This window comes from Bradyrhizobium sp. WSM1743 (genome assembly GCF_000473065.1).
Classification (GTDB): Bacteria; Pseudomonadota; Alphaproteobacteria; order Rhizobiales; family Xanthobacteraceae; genus Bradyrhizobium.
This window is the reverse complement of sequence record NZ_AXAZ01000011.1, coordinates 22,587-42,704: the sequence shown is the minus strand read 5'-3', so window position 1 is coordinate 42,704 and position 20,118 is coordinate 22,587. Positions and strand designations below refer to the sequence as shown.

At 65.2% G+C, this 20,118-nt stretch carries 19 protein-coding genes and 1 pseudogene; 12 read left to right on the top strand and 8 right to left on the bottom strand.

All coding sequences use genetic code 11. From position 1 onward, the window contains the following. The first annotated feature begins 12 nt into the window (after positions 1 to 12). Positions 13 to 990, top strand: a complete 978-nt coding sequence (locus YU9_RS0109125) for a hydroxyacid dehydrogenase (RefSeq protein ID WP_027572528.1) — start codon at positions 13 to 15, stop codon at positions 988 to 990. Between the two features lie 7 nt (positions 991 to 997). Here the strand turns inward: YU9_RS0109125 and YU9_RS41190 are convergent. Next, positions 998 to 2,163 (bottom strand): annotated as a pseudogene (locus YU9_RS41190) (ABC transporter substrate-binding protein). A gap of 286 nt (positions 2,164 to 2,449) precedes the next feature. Here YU9_RS41190 and YU9_RS0109115 point away from each other — a divergent pair. The 3 genes from YU9_RS0109115 (at position 2,450) to YU9_RS0109105 (ending at position 7,017) form a co-directional block, all read left to right on the top strand. Then, a complete protein-coding gene (locus tag YU9_RS0109115; RefSeq protein ID WP_027572527.1) occupies positions 2,450 to 4,879 on the top strand; it encodes an EAL domain-containing protein in 2,430 nt (809 codons plus the stop codon). Between the two features lie 88 nt (positions 4,880 to 4,967). After that, complete coding sequence (locus YU9_RS0109110; protein WP_027572526.1) at positions 4,968 to 6,266, top strand: MFS transporter; 1,299 nt, start codon at positions 4,968 to 4,970, stop codon at positions 6,264 to 6,266. 514 nt (positions 6,267 to 6,780) lie between these two features. Further along, positions 6,781 to 7,017 carry a hypothetical protein gene (locus YU9_RS0109105; RefSeq protein ID WP_027572525.1) on the top strand — a complete coding sequence of 79 codons (237 nt, stop codon included), beginning with the start codon at positions 6,781 to 6,783 and terminating at the stop codon, positions 7,015 to 7,017. A 38-nt stretch (positions 7,018 to 7,055) separates the two neighbouring features. Here YU9_RS0109105 and YU9_RS0109100 read toward each other — a convergent pair whose 3' ends face one another. The 3 genes from YU9_RS0109100 to YU9_RS0109095 all read right to left on the bottom strand — a co-directional run bounded on the left by YU9_RS0109100 (position 7,056) and on the right by YU9_RS0109095 (position 7,877). Continuing rightward, the gene (locus tag YU9_RS0109100; protein WP_027572524.1) at positions 7,056 to 7,277 is read right to left on the bottom strand and encodes a hypothetical protein; all 222 of its coding nucleotides are present in this window, start codon (positions 7,275 to 7,277) and stop codon (positions 7,056 to 7,058) included. 51 nt (positions 7,278 to 7,328) lie between these two features. Next, positions 7,329 to 7,571, bottom strand: a complete 243-nt coding sequence (locus YU9_RS49800) for a transcriptional regulator (protein ID WP_084298931.1) — start codon at positions 7,569 to 7,571, stop codon at positions 7,329 to 7,331. 96 nt (positions 7,572 to 7,667) lie between these two features. Continuing rightward, positions 7,668 to 7,877, bottom strand: a complete 210-nt coding sequence (locus tag YU9_RS0109095; RefSeq protein ID WP_027572523.1) for a cold-shock protein — start codon at positions 7,875 to 7,877, stop codon at positions 7,668 to 7,670. A 213-nt stretch (positions 7,878 to 8,090) separates the two neighbouring features. On the opposite strand from YU9_RS0109095, the gene YU9_RS47535 reads away from it, so the two are divergent. Further along, on the top strand, positions 8,091 to 8,348 hold the full coding sequence (locus YU9_RS47535; protein ID WP_198028219.1) for a hypothetical protein: 258 nt from the start codon (positions 8,091 to 8,093) through the stop codon (positions 8,346 to 8,348). Further along, positions 8,317 to 8,592 carry a 30S ribosomal protein S21 gene (rpsU, locus tag YU9_RS0109090; RefSeq protein WP_027572522.1) on the top strand — a complete coding sequence of 92 codons (276 nt, stop codon included), beginning with the start codon at positions 8,317 to 8,319 and terminating at the stop codon, positions 8,590 to 8,592. The genes YU9_RS47535 and rpsU overlap by 32 nt, the downstream gene beginning before the upstream one ends. Positions 8,593 to 8,610: 18 nt before the next feature. Here rpsU and YU9_RS0109085 read toward each other — a convergent pair whose 3' ends face one another. Further along, entirely contained in the window at positions 8,611 to 8,886 is a 276-nt protein-coding gene (locus YU9_RS0109085) for a DUF1488 domain-containing protein (protein ID WP_027572521.1), read from the bottom strand. Positions 8,887 to 9,003: 117 nt separating this feature from the next. Beyond that, positions 9,004 to 9,300 (bottom strand): hypothetical protein, encoded by a 297-nt coding sequence (locus tag YU9_RS0109080; protein ID WP_027572520.1) that lies wholly within the window; start codon positions 9,298 to 9,300, stop codon positions 9,004 to 9,006. Between the two features lie 451 nt (positions 9,301 to 9,751). Here YU9_RS0109080 and YU9_RS45075 point away from each other — a divergent pair, with 451 nt between their 5' ends. After that, positions 9,752 to 10,096: a hypothetical protein gene (locus YU9_RS45075; protein WP_156951773.1), complete on the top strand. Its 345-nt coding sequence runs from the start codon at positions 9,752 to 9,754 to the stop codon at positions 10,094 to 10,096. Between the two features lie 367 nt (positions 10,097 to 10,463). Next, a complete protein-coding gene (locus tag YU9_RS0109060) occupies positions 10,464 to 11,396 on the top strand; it encodes an AraC family transcriptional regulator (protein WP_027572519.1) in 933 nt (310 codons plus the stop codon). A gap of 9 nt (positions 11,397 to 11,405) precedes the next feature. Here YU9_RS0109060 and YU9_RS0109055 read toward each other — a convergent pair whose 3' ends face one another. Both YU9_RS0109055 and YU9_RS0109050 read right to left on the bottom strand, forming a co-directional pair. After that, a complete protein-coding gene (locus YU9_RS0109055; RefSeq protein ID WP_027572518.1) occupies positions 11,406 to 12,323 on the bottom strand; it encodes a catalase in 918 nt (305 codons plus the stop codon). A gap of 116 nt (positions 12,324 to 12,439) precedes the next feature. Next, positions 12,440 to 13,051 (bottom strand): TetR/AcrR family transcriptional regulator, encoded by a 612-nt coding sequence (locus YU9_RS0109050; RefSeq protein ID WP_027572517.1) that lies wholly within the window; start codon positions 13,049 to 13,051, stop codon positions 12,440 to 12,442. Between the two features lie 131 nt (positions 13,052 to 13,182). Here YU9_RS0109050 and YU9_RS0109045 point away from each other — a divergent pair, with 131 nt between their 5' ends. From YU9_RS0109045 to YU9_RS0109030, 4 genes are all read left to right on the top strand, one after another. Then, positions 13,183 to 14,412, top strand: coding sequence for a cytochrome P450 (locus YU9_RS0109045; protein ID WP_027572516.1), 1,230 nt, complete (start codon positions 13,183 to 13,185; stop codon positions 14,410 to 14,412). A 258-nt stretch (positions 14,413 to 14,670) separates the two neighbouring features. Then, positions 14,671 to 18,285 (top strand): AsmA-like C-terminal region-containing protein, encoded by a 3,615-nt coding sequence (locus YU9_RS0109040; RefSeq protein ID WP_027572515.1) that lies wholly within the window; start codon positions 14,671 to 14,673, stop codon positions 18,283 to 18,285. Positions 18,286 to 18,703: 418 nt separating this feature from the next. After that, positions 18,704 to 19,822 carry a DUF2336 domain-containing protein gene (locus tag YU9_RS0109035; RefSeq protein ID WP_027572514.1) on the top strand — a complete coding sequence of 373 codons (1,119 nt, stop codon included), beginning with the start codon at positions 18,704 to 18,706 and terminating at the stop codon, positions 19,820 to 19,822. A gap of 19 nt (positions 19,823 to 19,841) precedes the next feature. Continuing rightward, positions 19,842 to 20,081 carry a hypothetical protein gene (locus YU9_RS0109030; protein WP_027572513.1) on the top strand — a complete coding sequence of 80 codons (240 nt, stop codon included), beginning with the start codon at positions 19,842 to 19,844 and terminating at the stop codon, positions 20,079 to 20,081. Positions 20,082 to 20,118: the final 37 nt, after the last annotated feature.

The following is a 20,118-nucleotide window of genomic DNA, read 5'->3' as shown; positions in this document are numbered from 1 at the left end:
AGGAGTCTTGTCGTGAAGGTTCTGCTCGCGCACACCCCGGAGATGCGGCGCAACTATTACGGCGATCATAGCCTGAACGGCCTGCGCGCGGCCGCCGAGGTGATCCTGCACGAGGGCGATGACCCGCTGGATGCAGCCGGCCTCGTGCGCGCCGCCAAAGACGTCGACATCATCGTCGCCGATCGCATGACCGAAGGCCGCGGCGAGATCTTTGCGCAATTGCCGCGTCTGCGGGCCTTCGTCCGCTGCGCCGTCGACATCCGCAACGTAAATGTGGATGCGGCCTCGCAAGCCGGCGTGCTCGTGACCCGCGCCGGGCCCGGCTTCGTGCAGGCGGTGGCCGAGCTCGCGCTCGGGTTCATGGTCGATCTCTTCCGCGGCGTGTCGCGGACCACTGCGGATTACCAGGCGGGGCGAAAGCCCGAGGCGCGGATGGGCCGCCAACTCGCCGGCAGCCGGATCGGCATCATCGGCTATGGCAGCATCGGGCGCTATCTCGCCGAGATCGCAAAGGTGCTGCGCATGGAGGTGCTGGTCGCCGATCCGTTCGCGACCGTCAGCGATGCTGCGATCCGGCAAGTCGGCCTCGACGAGCTGCTCGTCGCATCGGACTATGTCGTCTGCCTCGCCATCGCCAACGAGCAGACTGAAAACCTGATCGGAGAGGCGGCGCTGGCGCGCATGCAGAAACATGCCGTCTTCATCAATCTCTCGCGCGGCAATCTCGTCGACGAGGCCGCGCTGGCACGTGCGCTGCGCGAGGGCCGCATCGCGGGCGCGGCGATGGATGTCGGCCGCGCACCCGACCAGATGCCGACGCCGGAGCTGGCGAAACTCCCCAACGTCATCGCCACGCCGCATGTCGGCGGCCTGACGCCGCAGGCGATCGAATATCAGTCGCTGGAAACGGTACGCCAGGTCGAAGCGATCGTGCGGGGCGAGGTCCCGCAAGGCGCCGTCAATGCCGACCGCTGGACGCGCCGGCCGTGAAGGGACCCTACAGCCGGTCCACCGCCTTGAACGTTCCGTCCTTCTGGATCATCGTCAAGAACACCTTCGGCGGCGTGTCGATCGTGCGCAGGCCGACCGTGACGATGCTGCCGCTGATGTCGAAGCGGCCGATCTCGTTGATGGCGCGAAGGAGGCTCGCGCGCGTCGGTTGCGGTCCTGCCTTTTCCAGCGCCGCGGCGGTGAGGCGGCCGGAGAGATAGCCTTCGAGCGACACGAAGTCCGGTGTCAGCGTCGGGTCGAACGCCTGCTGCGCCGCCTGGTAGTCGGCGACGAGCTTGAGCGAGCGATCCCATGGAAACGGCACGACCTGCGAGACGATGACGCCTTCGCCCTCAGGGCCGAGTTCGGTGGCGAGTGCATTGGCGCCGACGAAGGAGACGTTGACGAAGGTCGGATAGAAGCCGCCGCGGTGCGCGAGCTTGATGAACTCCGCACAGGGCCCGTAGGTCCCGACCATCACGATGGCCTCTGGTTCGGCGCGTTTGATCACCCGCCAGGCCGCGGCCACCGCGCGGGTGTTGCGTTCAAGGTGCCTTCGGCGGCGAGCTCGAGGCCGCGCCTGGCGAGCGCGCGCTTCACGCCAAGGAGACCGTCGCGGCCGAAGGAATCGTCCTGGTAGAAGATGCCGATGCGGGTGAACTTGCGATCCTCGGTGAGATGCTTGATCCAGGCCTCCGCCTCCGCGCCGTAGCTCGCGCGGATGTTGACGACGTTCGGAAGTTCGAGGTCGCGCAGGAACTCGGCGCCGCTGAAGGGGCCGATGAAAGGAATGTTCTTGGCACTGGTGATCGGAATCGTCGCCATGGCGGTCGGCGTGCCCACCGCGCCGATCAGCGCGAACACCTTGTCGTCCTCGATCAGGCGCAGCGTCTGCACCACGGAACGGTCGGGATCGTAGCCGTCGTCGCGGCTGATGAGCTGGAGCTTGCGGCCGTGGACGCCGCCCTTGGCGTTGATCTCGGTGAACGCCGCGACGATGCCTTGCCGCATACGCTGTCCGAGCGCGGAGGAGGGGCCTTCCAGCGCGGCGGCCTGGCCGAACAGGATCGCATCCTCGCTGACGCCGGCCTCCTCGCTCCTCGCCGCGAGCGTGGTCGCGGCCAGGAGCACGATGGTCAGGACGACGGAGCTCGCTGCTCGAAATCGATACATCGGGATGTTTTGCCGGATCGTTGGAAGAAATTTCAAGCAACGTACCCTCGCGAGCCTGAACAGCTCGCTAAGCGGCACTGTGTCGAAGGCCCGTAATACTCCGGGTAAAACCGGTAACTTGTGTCCACAATGCTGGCTCGTTCGCAGACTTCGTTAACTAATTTCCGCATTGCAAAACGGTCGGGTTCCGAAATTGTGCAGTTCTTAACCGCAGTCTTGTTCCGATAGCGGCGCCGGCACCTCAACCAGAGGTTCGGCTCGTGGGGATAGGGACGGCGGCTTCGAGATGGGCGGTCGCGATCAGAACGATCAGGATCGGAAGCGTAGAGGCGGATGGTGGCGTGCCGCGCCGCTGCTCGGGCTCTATCGCCCTGCGCTCGTCGCGGTCGGCGTCGGCCTACTGTTCTCGATCATGGGCGCTGCCGCCGTGGCGCGATGGGAAGATCGCGTCAACAGGATCGAGTTCGAGAACGTCGCCGAGACCCGGGCCATCGTCATGCAGAACGGCATGAACGAGTACATCTCGAGGCTTCTCGCGTTGCGCACGCTGTTCGAGTCGACCAACGACGAAGTCACCCGCAGCGAATTCGAGACCTTCAGCGCCCGCCTGTTCGAGCGCCATCCCGGCATGCTGCGCATTGCCTGGTTGCCGCGCGTCAGCCGCAAGGAGCGCGCAGAATACGAGACCGCCGTGATCAGGGACGGCGTTTCCAGCTATCGCATCAAGTCGCTCCAGGGCGAGGATTTCGTCACCGCGCCGCAGAGCGACGAATATTTTCCGGTGTTCTACTCGACTCAGCCGAAGACCTCGTCGGTCTATGGCATGGACTACACGACAGTTCCGGAGCGGCGGGCGGTGCTGGAGCGCGCGCGCGACAACGATCGCGTCGCGGCCATTCGCACGCGCCTGTTCGAGCCGAAGGAGGGCGGCCGGTCGCCCGACGTCCTCGTCGCCATTCCCGTCTACGCCAAGGGAACCTCGCGCGAGGAGATCGCGGATCGGCGCCGCAATCTCACCGGCTTCGTGGTCGGCATCTTCGACCTGCCGCTGCTGATCCAGTCCATTCGCGTGACCACCGGAGCAAGCCCCGCGGTCAGCATGAACGTCTTCCCGCCCTTCACGGCGCAGATCGTCAGCCTGGAGGAAATGCTGCCAGATTATTCGGCGGCCGCCACGGCGCAGCAGTCGATGCGCGACATCGCACGGGCCGTGCACTGGTCGGGCAGTCTCAGGATCGGGGACACTGATTGGCAGGTGCGGGCGGCTCCTACCGCCGGCGGCCCGCTGGCGACGCCTTACGATCGCGCCGTCGCGGTCCTCACCGTCGGCATGCTGCTGACGCTGTCACTGTCGACCTATCTGATGCTCGCAAGCCGCAATTCGCGGCGGCTGTCGCTGGCGAACCGGCGGGTGCTGGAGCTTGCCCAGACCGACATCCTCACCGGATTGCCGAACCGCGCCTTCTTCCTCACGCGGCTCGACGAGATGAACAGCCAGTTGAGCGTGAGGGGCCTGCCCTTCTCGATCCTGATGCTCGACCTCGACCGCTTCAAGAACGTCAACGACTCCCTTGGTCATGCAGCCGGCGATGCGCTGCTGTGCCAGGTGGCGCAGCGGCTGAAGTCCGCTGTGCGCGCGAACCACGTGCTGGCGCGGCTCGGCGGCGACGAGTTCGCCATCATCCAGGAAGCCGGCGAGGATCAGCGCGCCTGCTCGACCGAGTTGGCGGCGCGGATCGCCAAGCTCGTGAGCGAACCGTTCCTGCTGCCCGGGCACCGCGTCGAGATCGGCACCAGCATCGGCATCGCGATCGCGCCGGATCACGGCAGCGACCAGGAGCAGCTCCTGAAGAAGGCGGATCTGGCGCTCTATCGTTCGAAATCGGCCGGCCGCAACTGCTTCACCATCTACGACGAGGCGATGTCGGCCGAGCTGGAGGCCCGCAACACGCTGGAAGGAGATCTGCGCGACGCCATCGCGCGCTGCCAGCTGGAGGTGCACTACCAGCCGTTCGTCGATGCCCTCAGCGGCGCACGACGCGGCTTCGAGGCGTTGGTGCGCTGGCGACATCCGACGCGCGGACTGATCCCGCCGGACCAGTTCATCGCGCTCGCGGAGGGGACCGGGCTGATCGTGCCGCTCGGCGAATTCGTGCTGCGGCGCGCCTGCGCGGACGCCGCCGGCTGGCCTTCCGATCTCATGGTCGCCGTCAATTTGTCGCCGATCCAGTTCAAGGAAGCCGAGCTGTTCGAAATGATCTGCGCGGCGCTCGCCGATTCCGGCCTGCCGCCGCAGCGGCTGGAGATCGAGATCACCGAATCCGTGCTGCTGGAGCGCGGCAGCGAGAATCACGCCTTCATGGAGCGGCTGAAGCACCTCGGCATCGAGCTTGCGCTCGACGATTTCGGCACCGGCTATTCGTCGCTCAGCTATCTCACCGCGTTCCCGTTCGACAAGATCAAGATCGACAAGTCGTTCATCCGCAACCTCACGCATCAACCGCGCTCATCCGCCATCATCTCCTCGATCGTGACGCTGGCGCGCGGGCTGGACATGTCGGTCACAGCCGAGGGCGTCGAGACCCGCGAGGAATTCGAGCGGCTGAAGGCGCTCGGCGTCAATTTTGCGCAAGGCTATCTGTTCGGGCGGCCGCAGCCGATCGAGCGGATCCTGTTCGACGTGCCGGTCAAATCCTCAGAGCTCGACGCCGCCTGAGCGCGCCTAAGGGGCATGCGCGAAAAGCGCTTGACCAGAGCATCCCCGGATGGTCCGAAGGACCGTCCAGGGATGAAATAAGCACACCATGCGGCTTCCGTTCTTCTACGGCTGGGTCGTGGTCGCCGTGACCTTCGTCACCATGGCCATCGGCGTCAACGCGCGCACCGCCTTTTCATTGTTCTTTCCGCCCATCATCTCCGAGTTCGGCTGGGAGCGCGGTGTCACTGCGGGCGCCTTCTCCTTCGGCTTCGTGGTGTCGGGCGTGGTCAGCCCGCTGATCGGCCGCCTGATGGATCGCGCCGGCCCGCGCGCCGTGATGGAGCTCGGTGTCGTGCTGATGGGCGGCGGGCTGCTGCTGGCACCGCTGACCAGCGCGCCCTGGCACCTCTATGTCACCATCGGCGTCATGGTCGGCGCCGGCAGCGTCTGTCTCGGCTATTCCGGCCAGTCGCTGTTCCTGCCGAACTGGTTCCTCCGCAAGCGCGGCTTCGCCATCGGTATCGCCTTCGCCGGCGTCGGCATCGGCTCGGTGACGCTGCTGCCATGGGTGCAGCACATGATCGAACAGACCGGCTGGCGCACCGCCTGCACCGCGATGGGCCTGCTGGTCCTGATCGTGCTTGCGCCGATCAATCTGTTGCTGCGCAAGCGCCCCGAGGACATCGGCCTGCAGCCGGACGGCGATGCCGCCCCGGTCGCAGGCGCCGCAAAATCCGTCTCCAACATCGTCGATCCCGCCTGGGCCGGCACCGAATGGACGCTGCAACGCGCCATCGCGACCGCGCGGTTCTGGTGGATCGCGCTGGGCTATTTCTGCGGCCTTTACATTTGGTACGCGGTGCAGGTGCACCAGACCAAATTCCTGCTCGACATTGGCTTCAGCCCCAGCGTTGCGGTGTGCGCACTCGGCATCGTCAGCCTGCTCGGCATTCCCGGCCAGATCGTGCTCGGCCATGTCTCCGACCGCATTGGCCGGGAATGGGTCTGGGCGATCAGCTGCGCAGGTTTTGTCGTCTGCTTCGCTGCGCTCATCGCGCTGAAGTATCAATCTTCGTTCTGGCTGGTCTATCTCATGGTGTTCACGCAAGGCGCGCTCGGCTACGGCCTCACCTCGATCATGGGCGCGGTGGTGTTCGAGATTTTCCAGGGCAGGCACCAGGGCAGCATCTTCGGCACGATCATGCTGGCGGCGCTGGCGGGTGGTGCGGCCGGACCGTGGGTAACCGGCTTGCTCTATGATCGCGCCGGCGACTACACGCTGGCTTTCGCCGTCGCAATGGTCGTGAGCGGATTGTCGGCGCTCGCGATCTGGCAGGCAGCGCCTGGCAAGGTGCGGGCCGTGGCTGGCCGGCTGCACGAGCTCCAGCGCCGAACTGCGCAGTGAGTTCCCGACGCACTGCATTGCCTGCGACGCGCCTGCGCTCGCGCCCGTAGCTTTCGAGCGCTGACTGATCGAGCACTGCGCCGAGCAGGCGAGAACGATGCCGGGGCGGCTCGACCTGGCTTCCGCGGGCGGGCTGCGGTGAAGCGGTCGGCGTAGCCGCCTTTGAGCGATATTCCCGGCCGATAGGAACGCATCGGCGACCGGCGGTTTGGTCTTCGGCGTCCGCCGGAGCGGCCCCGCGCCATGTCCTGTTTGCAAACTGCATGGGCCCGTAAACCGGAAAGCAGCGCCACCGTCCGAGCGGCAGGCTGTCGACAGGAGGACGAGCAATGAGACGGCATTCCCAATCGCATGCAGCGAAGGAGGCGAACAAGCTCTTCAAGCAGACCGCGACGAAGCCCCCGACCGATTACGAGAAAGCAGAACAGGCTTTCCACGCAAATCGGGAGCGACTGAAGGCTGAACGGCTGGCGAGGGAGGCTGAACGACGAAGCCAGTCCGAGAGGAAGACCTAGTGTCGCAATTCTACTTTGACATCTGGGATGGTGAAGCGCTCGTCTTAGACGAAGAAGGTCTGGATTTGGCCAGCCGGCGGGCCGCGGAGATCGAGGCGGCGCTGTCTCTTGCCGACATTGCCAAACAGCTCGAGCCGCTCGCCAGCTGCGATGGCGTCGCCATCAACGTTCGGGATGCGAGCGGCCCCGTCTTGAGAGCGACATTCGTCTACGAAACAGTTCAACGGGCAGATTGAGACCGCCAAACGTGCTCTCGCTCACGTGTCCGCACTGACTAGAGCATCGAAAGCACGACAATGCCGTCCTCGAGCTCGCCTGAGGCCAGACGCGCTCGCGCCATACGCTCGAACTCCGTTCGATGCTTCTGGAGATAGCTGAAGGCCTGCTTCTGCGTGTTGAAGGTCGTGGCAAGCCGGCACATTTGCCGATTTGCGCCCGACGCGAGAAAGAAGGTGATGGTTCCGTGGTCTGGCTTGATTCTAGGCACGATCTGCACTCTCCGGCATGTGATCGGCACTTCAGATTTTGCCGGCGGCCTCGAAGACGACTATCGCGCCGGCTTCCTTGAACGCTTCTTGAGCGGAGGCGCTGGCAAAGCTGCTCGAACAGCTTCATCAGCCGCTTCCCTCGCCTCGCGTACCTCCCGGAGCCGCGCCATGTTCTTGCGAACCTCGATGGCTTGTCTTTCGACCTCTGCCAATGCCCGCGCTCCCTCTTCAGCGGCCAGGCGCTTGCGATCGGAACGCGCAATGCTTTCGGGTGACGGCTCTGCCGGTTTCTTGGTGCTCATCGTTCACCCGGATCCGCAACGGCTAAACCCGCTCAATCCCGGGATCGAGCGGGCAAAGCAACCGTTTCAGTACATCCGTGAAACGGCGCCACGATATCAAGCCAGCGAGAGGTTCTCAGCGCTGACTTTGCCTCGCATCTTATCGGTCTTGATCTCGAAATTGACCTTTTGGCCCTCTCCGAGACCGGTGAGACCAGCTCTTTCAACGGCGCTGATGTGAACGAACACATCGTTGCCGCCGTCGCTCGGCTGAATGAAACCGAAGCCCTTTTGGCCATTGAACCACTTGACTGTACCTGTCGTCATTTTCTTCTCCAAAGCGCGCAAGCGCATCCCGCGCGACAATCACGCGGTTACCTTCAACTTCGTCGATGTCTTTGGAAAAGGAGCCCGCGGGCGCATTCAACAAGGCACAGCGGCTAATCGAACGAGTCCAATATATATGAATTTCACGGTTTTGCAAGGAGCGAAGCCAGTTTGTTTTCCGCGAGACAGTTCTTCTGTTCCGATCGAGGCGCTTTGCGTGCATCCGTCGACCTGCAAGCAGGACGTTATCGATTGACAGCGCTGCGCGACAGTGGTCACGTTGACGTCACCAAGCTGCTCGCTGTGACAAAGCAGATCGGCTCGTCCGAAGCCGCGACGAATGTCGCCGCTGCTATCCTCAACAATCGCAATGAAGCTCCTGCGCAATTGGCTGCCCTGCAGGACGTCTCGCATTCGCAGCCCGAGCCAGGAGGATCAATTGCACGTACTCGTCAGAGACAACAATGTTGAGCAGGCGCTCCGCGTTCTCAAGAAGAAGATGCAGCGCGAGGGCGTCTTCCGGGAAATGAAGCAGCGCCGGTCCTACGAAAAGCCGTCCGAGAGAAAGACCCGCGAGAAATCCGAGGCCATTCGCCGCGCCCGCAAGCTCGCCCGGAAGCAGGCGATCAGGGAGGGATTGCTGCCCGCGCCACCGAAAAAGAAGCCTTTCGAGCGCAAGCCGCCCTTGCCGGAGATCAAAGCACGAGCGGAGTAGAAACGATCTACGTCCGGATTACCTGAAATCGATGCCTCGGAGCACGATGCCCGGCGGCGTGCCTTCGAACTCCGTGGCGCGATACTTGCTCGCGGCGCATGCTTCGATGCGATCCCGTAGACGGGCGAATTGGGCCTCCCGCTGCTCCGGCTTCACTCGCGGGCCCTGCTCGAGATCGTCCATCGCGGAGGTCGAGATCGCGCAAGGAATCTCCCTGGCGCCGTCATGCATCGAGAACCGGACGATCATCCGGTCGTATTCGTGGCCAATAAAGCGGCCGCTGGTCAGGGTCATGGCTCACTCCGTTACGTGTTCGCTTCTCGGCGAGTTCGCGCCATCCAATCATTGACCGCGCGCCCGCTTCCCGGCTCGCGCCGAGCATGCACGTTTTGAGAGTGCAGCTCGCTCGCTTCAGCCGTCCCCGGACAGCCGGACGAAATCGTCGAACAGCGCCGACACAAGCGCGCGGTGGCGCGTGTCCTCGGCCGGCAGGCTCGCAGCATAGAGGTTGAGCAGATGGCGCGCCTTCACCGCGGCTTCCGGCCAGGACGCAGCGGGCACCGTCATCATGCGATGTTCGAGATCGGCCTCGCGCTCGCGCAGCTCTCGGACATGGGCCTCGACCTCGGCCAGCGCGCGGCGCAGGTCGGTGGCCTTTTGTGCGGCCATGCCACGGTGCTTGTCGAGATCGACCGGCTGGTCAGTCATCGGCGATGCTCGCGTCTGCAGCTTGCGCATTCGCAAGATCGACAAAGTTCATGCGGAACGTATTGCCTGAACGAGACGGATTTTCGCCGCGAGCGGATGGTCATGCACGCCTGCCTTTCGCAAGTGAAGCCCCAACCGGTGCCGGCTGCTGCGAGCATGCGCCTTTGGCACGGCAATAGCCAGCACTATCGTCTCCGTGGCGGCAAACGATAATGTCGCGATGCGACGGCAAGAGGCACTTAGCGCTCGCTATTGGTTCGGCGCGGGCGTAGGCTCGTTGCCATCACCGCGCGTCTCGACGGCTTCGACCGGTGACTGAGGGCACGTGTGCTCCCGCCGAAGGCTGCGCAGGAGCGTTCGATGTCGCGTGTTCGCATTTCGGAATGGATCGTGCCGCCGGTGATCGTTCCGCTGTTTCTTCTGCTTCTCATATGCGGAGCCGCGGTCCTCAATGGCTAGGACAACACGCGTGCAGTATCTGGTCAGCGGGACCAACGAATACGGCAGCTCCAATCTCGGCCGCGGAACTGCGACGGTCGCGCTACGCCTTGCGGAAAAACTGCTGCGCGAGGGCTACATGGACGTCAGGGTCTGCACCCCGCGCGGCCGGGTCCTGCAACCGAATGAATTCGACGAGCTCAAACCAGCAAAGGAGAGCGAGATGGCTAAAGGCCAGCAACGCGGCAACCGCGAAGCCAAGAAGCCGAAGAAGGACAAAGCCAAGGTGATTGCCGCGGCCCCGTCCCGCAAGGAAGCAGTCTGGCAGCCGGACTTCGGACCCGCAAAGAAGAAGTAGCGAGGAGCCGACACCGAGCGGGCAATGAGGGAGCCGAGGCGACGCCGAGGCATGGATCGCTCCTGTCGCTCAGCATGATGCGGAGATGGGTGCAGGCGCAATGCTCCGCGGAGGCGCATGCTTTCACAATCGCACGATGCGCGAGCGACGAGTTGTCGAGGCATTGAGCGGAGATCGCGCGAGCGGACTCAAAATCCGTTGAAATCTCTTGTGAAAACGTTCTGTGACAATGGATGCGGCGAGGAGTCACACGGCTGCCGTTCCAAAGCGCAAGTCTGGACCGTCGTTTGCCGATGTCGGATAATGGCACGTGATTTGGCGGTGGCGCCTCCGCTCCCCAGTCTCCGCACATACGAGATGCACTCCCATGACACAGGCGGGCGCCTTCGCGCAGAAGCTCGAACGATTTTTGCATTTGAAGGATGCGCCGCCAACGCTGGTCACGCGTTCGCTGCGCAGCGCCGAGCTCGCCGTCACCGAAACCCGGGATGATCATCCCATCACGCGTCTTTCCGAGTCGATGCCGTCGGAGGACGCCTATCTCGTCAGCCTCAAATTCCGCGATTTCGCCGATTGCGAGTGCTGGGAGCGCGGCCGATGCGTGGTCAAGAGCGATATCCATGCCGGCGCCACTTATCTGTACGATCTGAAACGCGATCCGCGCTACGTGATCGACAAGCCCTTCCATTCCCTGTTCTTCCATCTGCCCCGTTCGGCGTTGGACGACATGGCGAGACAAAGCGGCGCGCCGCGCATCGGTGAACTCGCCTATCAGCCCGGCGTCGGCCATGACGATGTGACGATCCGCCATCTCGGCGCATCGTTCCTGGCAGCGTTGCGGCAGCCTGAAGAGGCCAACCAGCTCTTCATCGACCACATGATGCTCGCGCTCACCGCACATGTCGCGACGACCTACGGCGGATTGCGGCGCGCCGCCGAGCCGGCGCGCGGCGGCCTTGCTCCCTGGCAGGTGAGGCGGGCTTGCGAAAGGCTGGAGTCCGATCTCCGCGGCAAGCTTTCGCTGGAGAAGATCGCAGCCGAGTTCGATCTCTCCCTCAGTCATTTTTCGCGCGCATTTCGCGTCTCCACCGGCCTGCCGCCGCACCAATGGTTGCTGCGCCAGCGCGTGGACACGGCCAAGCAATTGATGACGGTGCGCGAGCTGTCGCTGGCGGAGATTGCGATATCGGCCGGGTTCGCCAATCAAAGCCACTTCACCCGGGTGTTCTCCTCGGTGGTCGGCATCAGCCCGGGAATGTGGCGCCGTGAGGCGCAGGGCGTGCTGGACAGCGAAACCTGAGCTTTCCGCTCAGCGTCGCCTGGTCTGGGAGATGGCGTAAGCGGCGCGCCGCGCCGCGAATATCTCGTCCGGCGGATGGCCGATGCCTTCGGCAAGATTGGCTGGATTGAACACGGCCGCGTCGCATGCTTCGTTTGAATCGAATCCTGTTATCACGATCGTTCCGAGGCGCACCGCGTCGTGCCCATCCTCATCGGGCCAGCGGTTGGTCACGTCCATGACGGGGTCGCCGGGACGGTCCAGCAGCGCCATCACGCTGAACCTGACATCGCGCGCCGCAATCCGGGACTCGAGATCGCGCAACAAGCCGGTGGCCGTGGCCGCGTCCTCGGCCGGCCTGCGTTCTGGGCCGACCGGCACCACCTTGAACTTGATGAACCGTGTCTCTCCCTTTGCGTTCGTTGCGGGAAAGGCGTGCACGCCCCAATAGGTCGTGCAGGCAAGGCTTGCAGGTGGTGGATTTGCCGCAAGGTAGCTTGCCTGACGCAGCGTTTCGGGATTGGCGGCGGAGAATGTCGCGACTTGCGCAACGTCCGGCTTGCCGTCCGGTCCCGGCATGCGCGCTTGCAGGAAAGCCAGCATCTGGTCGGGCGTTCTGGCGAAATGAACCGGGGCGCTCTGGGTGAGAATCTCGGAGCGGTGAAGGCCGCTGCCGAGCCGGAAGCTGAAGCCGCGCAGCGAGCACCCGTGCGTGTCGACCGCGTTCGGGCTGTCGCATTCCGCCGAGAAGCGCGCCAGCACCCGGGAGGGCATGGTGAAGCTGCGGGACTTGGTGATCTCCTTGGCCTGATCCGAGGGGGCGTAGGTGCCGCGAACGCATCGGCCCCGGCAAAAGCTCGCCCGCGCCGTTGGCGGAAGACCGGCAACCGCCCTCAGGGCCTCGACAAGGGACATCGGCGTGGCTGCGCCGCTCGGGAACTCTGGCAGGACCGAACCCTGGATTCGAACGATGGGGGTTGCTTGTCGCGCAGCGCGGATCGAAGCGTCTTTCCCAAAGCGGACCTGCCTTGTCCGATCCTGCGACAAATCTCGCAGCTCGCTTGCTAGGCGGAGGCCAGCCCCGTCCTGCGTCTGAGATCCTTGATCGCGCGCAGGAAACTGTCGGCCGGCGTCGTCTCCGGATCGATCAGCCGGTGCAGGCGAAAGCCGTCCTCCAGCGCGAGCACGATGGAGGCGATCCAGGGCGGGTTCAGCGAGCTGTTCTTGCCGTTGCTCTTCAACGTCGCCTCGATGATGTCGGCGACCAGCTTGCGCCGCGCACGCAGGCGTTTGGCCAGCTCGGGCCGGCGCGTCTCGGCGCGCGCGACGAACAGGATCATCTCCATGTGGAGCAGGGGCGAGCGTCCCAGCGGATCCTGCCGGCTGTGATCCATCGTCTTCAGCGCCGCGATGAAATCGTCGAGATTGTCGTGCTGCGCGAGGATGTCGAGATTGCGCCGGATCGACTGCTCGACATGGTCCTCGAGCATGGCGATGATCAATTCGTCCTTGCTCCCAAAGTTCGAATAGAACGCACCGCGGGTAAAGCCCGCCGCCGCCGCGATCGCCTCGATGCTGGCGCCGCCGATGCCGTCCTGTTCGAACACGCGCGCGGCCGCCTCGAACAGTTTGTCGCGCGTGTCGTCCCTGGTCGGTCTGGTTCTCACCCTTGACATCGGCCCAAGTTAGGGCAAACTGCAACTCAATACAACAATGTATCGAGTTGATTATTTCGGGGAATGGTTACGCCAGGCGATTGGGGCAGCCTTGCGTATTCGTGTCATGCGGCAACCGATCCGAGGTCACCATGAACGAGCAAGCGCAACCCGTTGGCGGACCGCTGTTCAACCCGCTCTCGCCGGATTTCATCCGCGATCCCTATCCGCACTATGAACGGTTGCGCACTCTCGATCCGATCCATGTGACGCCGTTCGGCCAGTTCGTCACCAGCCGTCATGTCGAGGTGAGCCTCGTGATGCGCGACAAGCGCTTCGGCAAGGACTTCGTCGAGCGCACCACGCGGCGCTACGGTCCCGAGATCATGAACGAGCCGGTGTTTCGCAGCATGAGCCACTGGATGCTGCAAGCCGATCCGCCGGACCACACCCGCCTGCGCGGCCTCGTGGTGAAGGCCTTCACCGCCCGCCGCGTCGAGGACATGCGGCCGCGGATCCAGGAGATCGTCGACCAGACGATCGATGCCGTGATTGATCGCGGCCACATGGACCTGATCGAGGATTTCGCCTTCCGCCTGCCTGTCACCATCATCTGCGACATGCTCGGCATCCCCGAGGAGCATCGCGAGGTGTTCTACAAGAGCTCGCGCGATGGCGGGCGGCTGCTCGACCCTGTGCCCCTGTCTCCAGAGGAGATCAGACAAAGCAACGCCCGCAACCTGATGGCGCAGATGTATTTCCAGCAATTGTTCGAGCTGCGCCGCCGTAGTCCCGGGGACGACCTCATCACCCAGCTGGTGCAGGCCGAGGAGGACGGCCACAAGCTCACCAATGAGGAGCTGACCGCCAACATCATCCTCTTGTTCGGGGCCGGCCATGAGACCACCGTCAACCTGATCGGCAACGGCCTGCTCGCGCTCCACCGCAATCCGGACCAGCTTGCGCTGCTCAAGGCGCGGCCCGAGCTGATGGTGGGCGCGATCGAGGAATTCCTGCGCTACGATTCCTCGGTGCAGATGACCGGGCGCGTCACGCTGGAGGAGATCGACGATCTCGGCGGCGTGAAAATTCCCAAGGGCGAGACCGTGCTGTGCCTGCTCGGCTCGGCCAACCGCGACCCCGCGGTCTACCCTGATCGGCCCGACCGGCTGGACGTCACCCGGGCGAACGTCAAGCCGCTGTCGTTCGGCGGCGGCATCCATTTCTGCCTGGGGGCCCAATTGGCGCGCATCGAGGCCGAGATCGCCATCGCTACGCTGTTACGGCGGCTGCCGGACTTGCGCATCGACGACGTCGCAAACCCGGAATGGCGGCCGACCTTCGTGCTGCGCGGGCTGAAGCGGCTGCCGGCGAGCTGGTAGGAGTTGGCATCGCGAGCGCAGCTCCTCATCCTGAGGAGACCGCGGAGCGGGCGTCTCGAAGGATGGTTGCGGGCGACAGCCGGGCCTCGATGGTTCGAGACGGCGCTCCGCGCCTCCTCACCATGAGGGTCTTTCCCGTTAACCTCCGCGCGCAACAGTCGCTGTGACTTCGCCACACTTCCCCCTATATAAGGGGCTGTTCCGGCGCGCCTGAGGCCCTCAGGTTCGGCCCGGGCCGGTTTGGCCGAGGGGAGACCCGTGCAGACGACGCTGCTCGGATTGGCGATTGCCTTCATCATTGCGCTGCTGGCCGCGCTGGTCGGGCCTTACTACATCGACTGGAACCAGTTCAGGCCCCAGTTCGAGGCGGAGGCTAGCAAGATCATCGGCGTGCCGGTGCGGGTGGCGGGCGAGCTCGATGCGCGGCTGTTACCGACGCCGACGCTGCGGCTGCGCCGGGTCACCTTCGGCAGCAACAACGATCTCGGCCGCCTGCGCGCCGACAAGCTCGACGTCGAGTTCAGCCTGGGCTCCCTGATGCGCGGCGAATGGCGCGCCACCGAGCTCACGCTAGGCGGCATGGCGGTCGATGTTGGCCTCGATGCGCGCGGGCGGGTCGATTTGCCCTCCAGCGCGAGCGGCACCTTCAATCTGGCGTCCCTCGCCATCGAGCGGCTGAACCTCAGCGGCCGCATCGCCTTGCACGATGCCGCCAGCCGCTCGACGCTGGAGTTGAGCGACATCGCCTTCTCCGGCGACGTGCGCTCGCTCGCAGGCTCGATGCGCGGCGACGGCAGTTTCACCGCTAGCGGAGTGCGCTACCCGTTCCGCATCTCCTCCGGCCCGAGCGCCGACGGCAGCGCGACCCGCCTCCACCTCAACATCGATCCCGGCGAGCGCGCCTTCCTCGCCGATCTCGAAGGCGTGCTCGCATTCGACAATCGCCAGCCGAAATTCGACGGCGCGCTGACGCTCGCCGTGCCTGCGACCAAGAAGGCGGGCGAGGCGGGGCCCACGCCCTGGAAGCTCGCGACCAGGTTCAAGGCCGATCCGGCTGGCGCGAAATTCGATCAGATCGATGCGAGCTTCGGCACGGAGGACACCGCGCTGAAGCTCGGCGGCGTCGGAGACCTCAGGTTCGGCGCCTCGCCGCTGCTGCGCGCGGTGCTGTCGGCGCGGCAGGTCGATGCCGACAGGCTGACCGCCAAGGACGATGCTGATCCGCAGCGCGTCATGCCGGCGCTACGCGCAGGGCTGGCGGCGATCCCGCAGGTGCCGATCCCGGCGCAGATCGAGTTCAATGCCGATCAGATCATGCTCGGTGGCCGACCGCTCCAGAACATCGCGACCGAGCTCGCGACTGACGGCAGGTCCTGGACCTTCCGGCGGCTCGAGCTGCGCGCACCTGGCATGACGCAGCTCTCGCTCAATGGCGCGGCTCCCGGCGCCGACAGTTTCAGCGGCCGTCTCAGCGTCGAGTCCTCAGACCCCGACACGCTGGTCGCCTGGCTGCAGGGCCGCAGCGAGATCAACCGCCGCAGCACGCGGCCGCTGCGCCTCGCCGGCGACGTGACGATCGCTGCCAATCATCTCGCCATCGACAGGCTGAAGGCCGACATCGAAGGCGGCGCGGTGGAGGGCCGCATCGCCTTCGTGCGAGCAGGCGCGAGCAAGGGCTCGCGGATCGATGCGGACCTCAGGGCCGACCGTCTCGACCTCGATGCCGCCGCGAGCTTCGTGCGCGCGCTGGCCGGGCCGCAGGGCGAATGGCCGGAGGAAGCAAAGCTCTCGCTCGATATCGGCCGCGCCATCTCCGCCGGCCAGGAGCTGCGGCCGTTCGCGGCCAAACTCGCTTACAGCCCCGCATCGCTGTCCCTGGAGCAGTTGCGCTTCGGCCAGGCCAGCGGCGTGACCACGGAGGCGAGCGGCAGCTTCGACCGCACCAAGGCCACCGGCAAGCTCGCGCTGAAATCCTCGGCCAATTCGCTGCGTGAGCTCACCGCGCTGATCGAGCCGTTCGCGCCCGCGGTGCGCGCGCGCTTCGATGCCCTCCCGTCATTGCCCGGCGCGACCCGTCTCAAGCTCGATCTCAGCCTCGACAAGAACGCCGAGCATGCCGATCGCAGCAATGCCCGCGCCGTGCTCGATCTCGACGCGCCGCAGCTCAAGGCCAATGCGACGCTGGCCGCGCAGACGCCGGTGGCAGCCGTCAATGGCATCGATCTCGACAAATTGCAGAGCAGCGACTTCACGCTGGACTCCAAATTGTCGACACCGCAGGCCGGCACCTTGCTGGCCCTGCTCGGGCTCGATCGTGTGGTGGCCGCAGGCGAGGGCGCTTCGCAGTTCGAAGGCCGCTTGAGCGGCGCCTGGCGGCGGCCACTGCAATTGAACGCGAAGATCAGCGGCGGCGGGCTGGACGCAGATGCGCAGGGCAGCGCCGAACTGTCGGAGCCCAAAGGCAGCGTGAATCTGCGCGTGCGCAACGTCAATTTCGCGCCGCTGTTCGGGACCAGCCCGGCCGACAAGTCCGCGCAGAGCGTCAGCCTGTCCTCGCGCCTCACGCTCTCCGGCAACCGCCTGACCTTCAACGATCTCGACGGCAGCGCGGCCGGTTCGCATCTGCGCGGGCGTCTCGCGGTCACGCTCGATCAGGAGAAGAGCGTCGACGGCGAGGTGGGCCTCGATACGCTCGACCTTGGGCCCGCGCTCGCGATGGCGATCGGCGCGGCGGGACGCGATGCGAGCGAGCCGCTCACTGCAGGACTCGTCAACAGCTGGCGCGGTCGCATTGCCTTCCAGGCCTTGCGCGGAACGTTGCCTGGCGGAATCGAGCTGCGCCCCTTCGGCGGCACGCTCCGGAGTGACGGGCAGTCGCTCGCGCTCGATGCGCTCAAGAGCGGCGTCGGGGGCGGCGAGATGTCTGCGAGCGTTGACGCGCGCAATGGCGCGGGCGGTCTTGCGTTGAATGCGCGCATCGAGCTCAGCAATGTCGATGCGACAGTGCTGCGCTATCGCGACCTCGCGCTGCCCAAGGGCCGCGCCTCGGTGCAGATGGCGCTGACAAGCCAGGGCCGCAGCGTCGCGGCCTTGACCGGTGCGCTCGCCGGCAACGGCACGGTGACGCTCGAATCCGCCGAGATCGCCGGCCTTAATCCCCGCGCGTTCGAGATCGCCATCCGCGCCAGCGACGGCGGCCAGGTCAATGACGACAACCGGCTGCGGCAGCTCGTCGAGCCTGCGCTGTCGGCGGGTCGCATTGCGGTGCCCTCAGCGCAGATCCCGTTCACGATCCGCGACGGCCGCCTGCGGGTCGGCGCAACACCGCTGGAAGCCAAGAACGCCCGCGCCATCGTCTCCGGCGGCTACGACATTCCCGCCGACCAGGCCGACATCCGCGCCAGCCTGACGCCGATCATGACCGGGCTCTCCGGTGCCCCGCCGGAGATCCAGCTGTTCGCGGCAGGCCCCCCCGACAAGCTGAGCCGCACCATCGACCTCGCGCCGCTGTCGTCATGGCTCGCGGTGCGCACGATCGATCGCGAGACGCGGCGGCTCGATGCCATCGAGCGCGGCGAGCCGCCGCCGGCAACGGCCGCGCTGCCGACGCTGGTCTCTCCGGATGCTGCGCCCGAGCAGGCGCCCGCCAATGTGCCGCTGCCGGGCCAGGATCCGCGCCGCGCGCCGGCAAAGCCTAAGGTGGCGCCGACCCCGAAGGCTCCGCAAGCCGCGCCCGCCGCGCCGAGCCCACCGCTGGCGAGCCAGCAACTCGCGCCCCTGCCGCCGCCGATCGACGTGAAGCCTGCCCCGGGTCCGCCGCCTCCCAAGCCCAGGCCAAAGCCGCCGCTGGTGCTGACGCCGCAGAATCCGTGAACGGCTTGGTTGGCGCCAATTGAGAGCTGTGCGAGAGGTGCGCTCCCTCTCCCGCTTGCGGGAGAGGGTTGGGGGGTGTCTCCGCAACGGGATAGTCACCAAGAGGAGAGAGCCCTCACCCGGCGCTTCGCCATAGCCGAGGCTTTGCCTCGGCGTCTTTTTTGAGGGGACGGCCGCCGAAGGCGGCCTACGCCTCTCCCGCTTGCAAGCGGGAGAGGTGAGCCGTCCGCAGCACCTTGCCAGCCCGTTAACGCATTCCTTCGCATTTGAATGAATTTTCGTCGGCAAAACTGATTTGCCGATTTTACTGAATTCTCGCGTTTCATCTCTAGTGTCGGTTCCCAGAGGAATTTGGCGTCCCGCCGCGAGCGGCGCGGGATGGTTCGCCAAAGGGCTACCAAGAACTGGGGTGATCGAGATGAACGGGGCGAAATCGCTTCTACAGGATCTGGACGACGCGATCGCGCGCGGCACCGACGAAAGCAGGGCGAAGGCCTTGTGGCATGCGACCGATATTCTGATCACCGGCCGCTACAGCGACGATGAGATCAGCATGTTCGGCGAGGTCATCGGCAGGCTCGCCGACGAGATCGAGGTTGCTGCGCGCGCGCAGCTCTCTGAAGTCATGTCGGCGTGCGATCACGCCCCGCTCAACGTCATCGAAAAGCTCGCCCTCGACGATGAGATCGAGGTCGCAGGCCCCGTGCTGCGCGACTCCACCCGTATCGACGAAAAGATGCTGGTCGAGAGCGCCATGACCAAGGGCCAGGCGCATCTGCTTGCGATTTCCCAGCGCCAGTCGCTCGGCGAAGCCGTGACCGACGTGCTGGTCAAGCGCGGCAACCAAGAGGTCGTGACGTCGGTTGCCAAGAACGAGGGCGCGCGCTTCTCGGGCTCGGGCCTGTTGCACATGGTTCGCCGTGCCGAGGGCGATTCGATTCTCGCTGAAAAGCTCGGCCTGCGCAAGGACGTGCCGCGCCACATCTTCCAGCAGCTGATCTCGAAGGCCTCGGAAGACGTCCGCCGCCGCCTCGAGACCGAGCGGCCCGAGATGATGGCGCAGATCCAGAGCTCGGTGACCGAGGTCACCGGCGATCTCCAGTCCAAGTTCGGTCCGTCCTCGCGCAGCTATTTCGTCGCCAAGCGCGTGGTCACGACGCAGTACCGGCAGGGCAACCTCAATCAGGACTCCATCTCGAACTATGCGCGCCAGCACCGCTTCGACGAGGTGCAGATCGGCCTGTCGCTGCTGTCGTCACTGCCTGTCGACGTAATCGAGCGCGCGCTGATGGACCGCAATCGCGAGATGCTGCTGGTCTTGTGCAAGGCGCTCGACTTCTCCTGGGACACGACGATGTCGCTCCTGTTTCTCGGCGCCAAGGATCATCTGATCACCGCGCGCGACCTCCAGGACAATGAGCGCGAGTTCGGCCGGCTCAAGATCGAGACCTCGCGCAGCATCTTGAAGTTCTACCAGTCGCGCAAGACCGGCGCGGGCGCCGAGGCGGGCCGTCAGCCCGAGCTTCAGGTCCACTGAGGAGAGGGGAGTGTCTGCAATGTTGCCTCAATTCGGCACCGCCGTTCGCAAGAAGATCAACAAGGCCCCCGCCGCCGATCTCGGCGGCGGTGCGCCGGAAAAGGCATCGGTCGACGCCGCCTGGCTCGTGCTGGAAGCCGCCAACGACCTCGGCGACCAAGCGGCGATCGAAGCCTGTCGCCGCGTCATCGACGCCGAGCTGAACGGCACGGTGGCGCGCAGCGCGGACGTGGATCTCGTGCTGGGATATTTCAGGTAGGGCTCGTCCCTCACGACCGCATCAACACCCTCATTGC

What these genes read in the sequence shown, in the direction of transcription:
- YU9_RS0109115 (WP_027572527.1), top strand. Translation starts at nt 2,450, where the DNA reads ATGGGCGGTCGCGATCAGAACGATCAGGATCGGAAGCGTAGAGGCGGA.
- YU9_RS0109110 (WP_027572526.1), top strand. Translation starts at nt 4,968, where the DNA reads ATGCGGCTTCCGTTCTTCTACGGCTGGGTCGTGGTCGCCGTGACCTTC.
- YU9_RS49800 (WP_084298931.1), bottom strand. Translation starts at nt 7,571, where the DNA reads ATGAGCACCAAGAAACCGGCAGAGCCGTCACCCGAAAGCATTGCGCGT.
- YU9_RS0109095 (WP_027572523.1), bottom strand. Translation starts at nt 7,877, where the DNA reads ATGACGACAGGTACAGTCAAGTGGTTCAATGGCCAAAAGGGCTTCGGT.
- YU9_RS0109085 (WP_027572521.1), bottom strand. Translation starts at nt 8,886, where the DNA reads ATGACCCTGACCAGCGGCCGCTTTATTGGCCACGAATACGACCGGATG.
- YU9_RS0109080 (WP_027572520.1), bottom strand. Translation starts at nt 9,300, where the DNA reads ATGACTGACCAGCCGGTCGATCTCGACAAGCACCGTGGCATGGCCGCA.
- YU9_RS45075 (WP_156951773.1), top strand. Translation starts at nt 9,752, where the DNA reads ATGGCTAGGACAACACGCGTGCAGTATCTGGTCAGCGGGACCAACGAA.
- YU9_RS0109060 (WP_027572519.1), top strand. Translation starts at nt 10,464, where the DNA reads ATGACACAGGCGGGCGCCTTCGCGCAGAAGCTCGAACGATTTTTGCAT.
- YU9_RS0109050 (WP_027572517.1), bottom strand. Translation starts at nt 13,051, where the DNA reads ATGTCAAGGGTGAGAACCAGACCGACCAGGGACGACACGCGCGACAAA.
- YU9_RS0109045 (WP_027572516.1), top strand. Translation starts at nt 13,183, where the DNA reads ATGAACGAGCAAGCGCAACCCGTTGGCGGACCGCTGTTCAACCCGCTC.
- YU9_RS0109035 (WP_027572514.1), top strand. Translation starts at nt 18,704, where the DNA reads ATGAACGGGGCGAAATCGCTTCTACAGGATCTGGACGACGCGATCGCG.
- YU9_RS0109030 (WP_027572513.1), top strand. Translation starts at nt 19,842, where the DNA reads ATGTTGCCTCAATTCGGCACCGCCGTTCGCAAGAAGATCAACAAGGCC.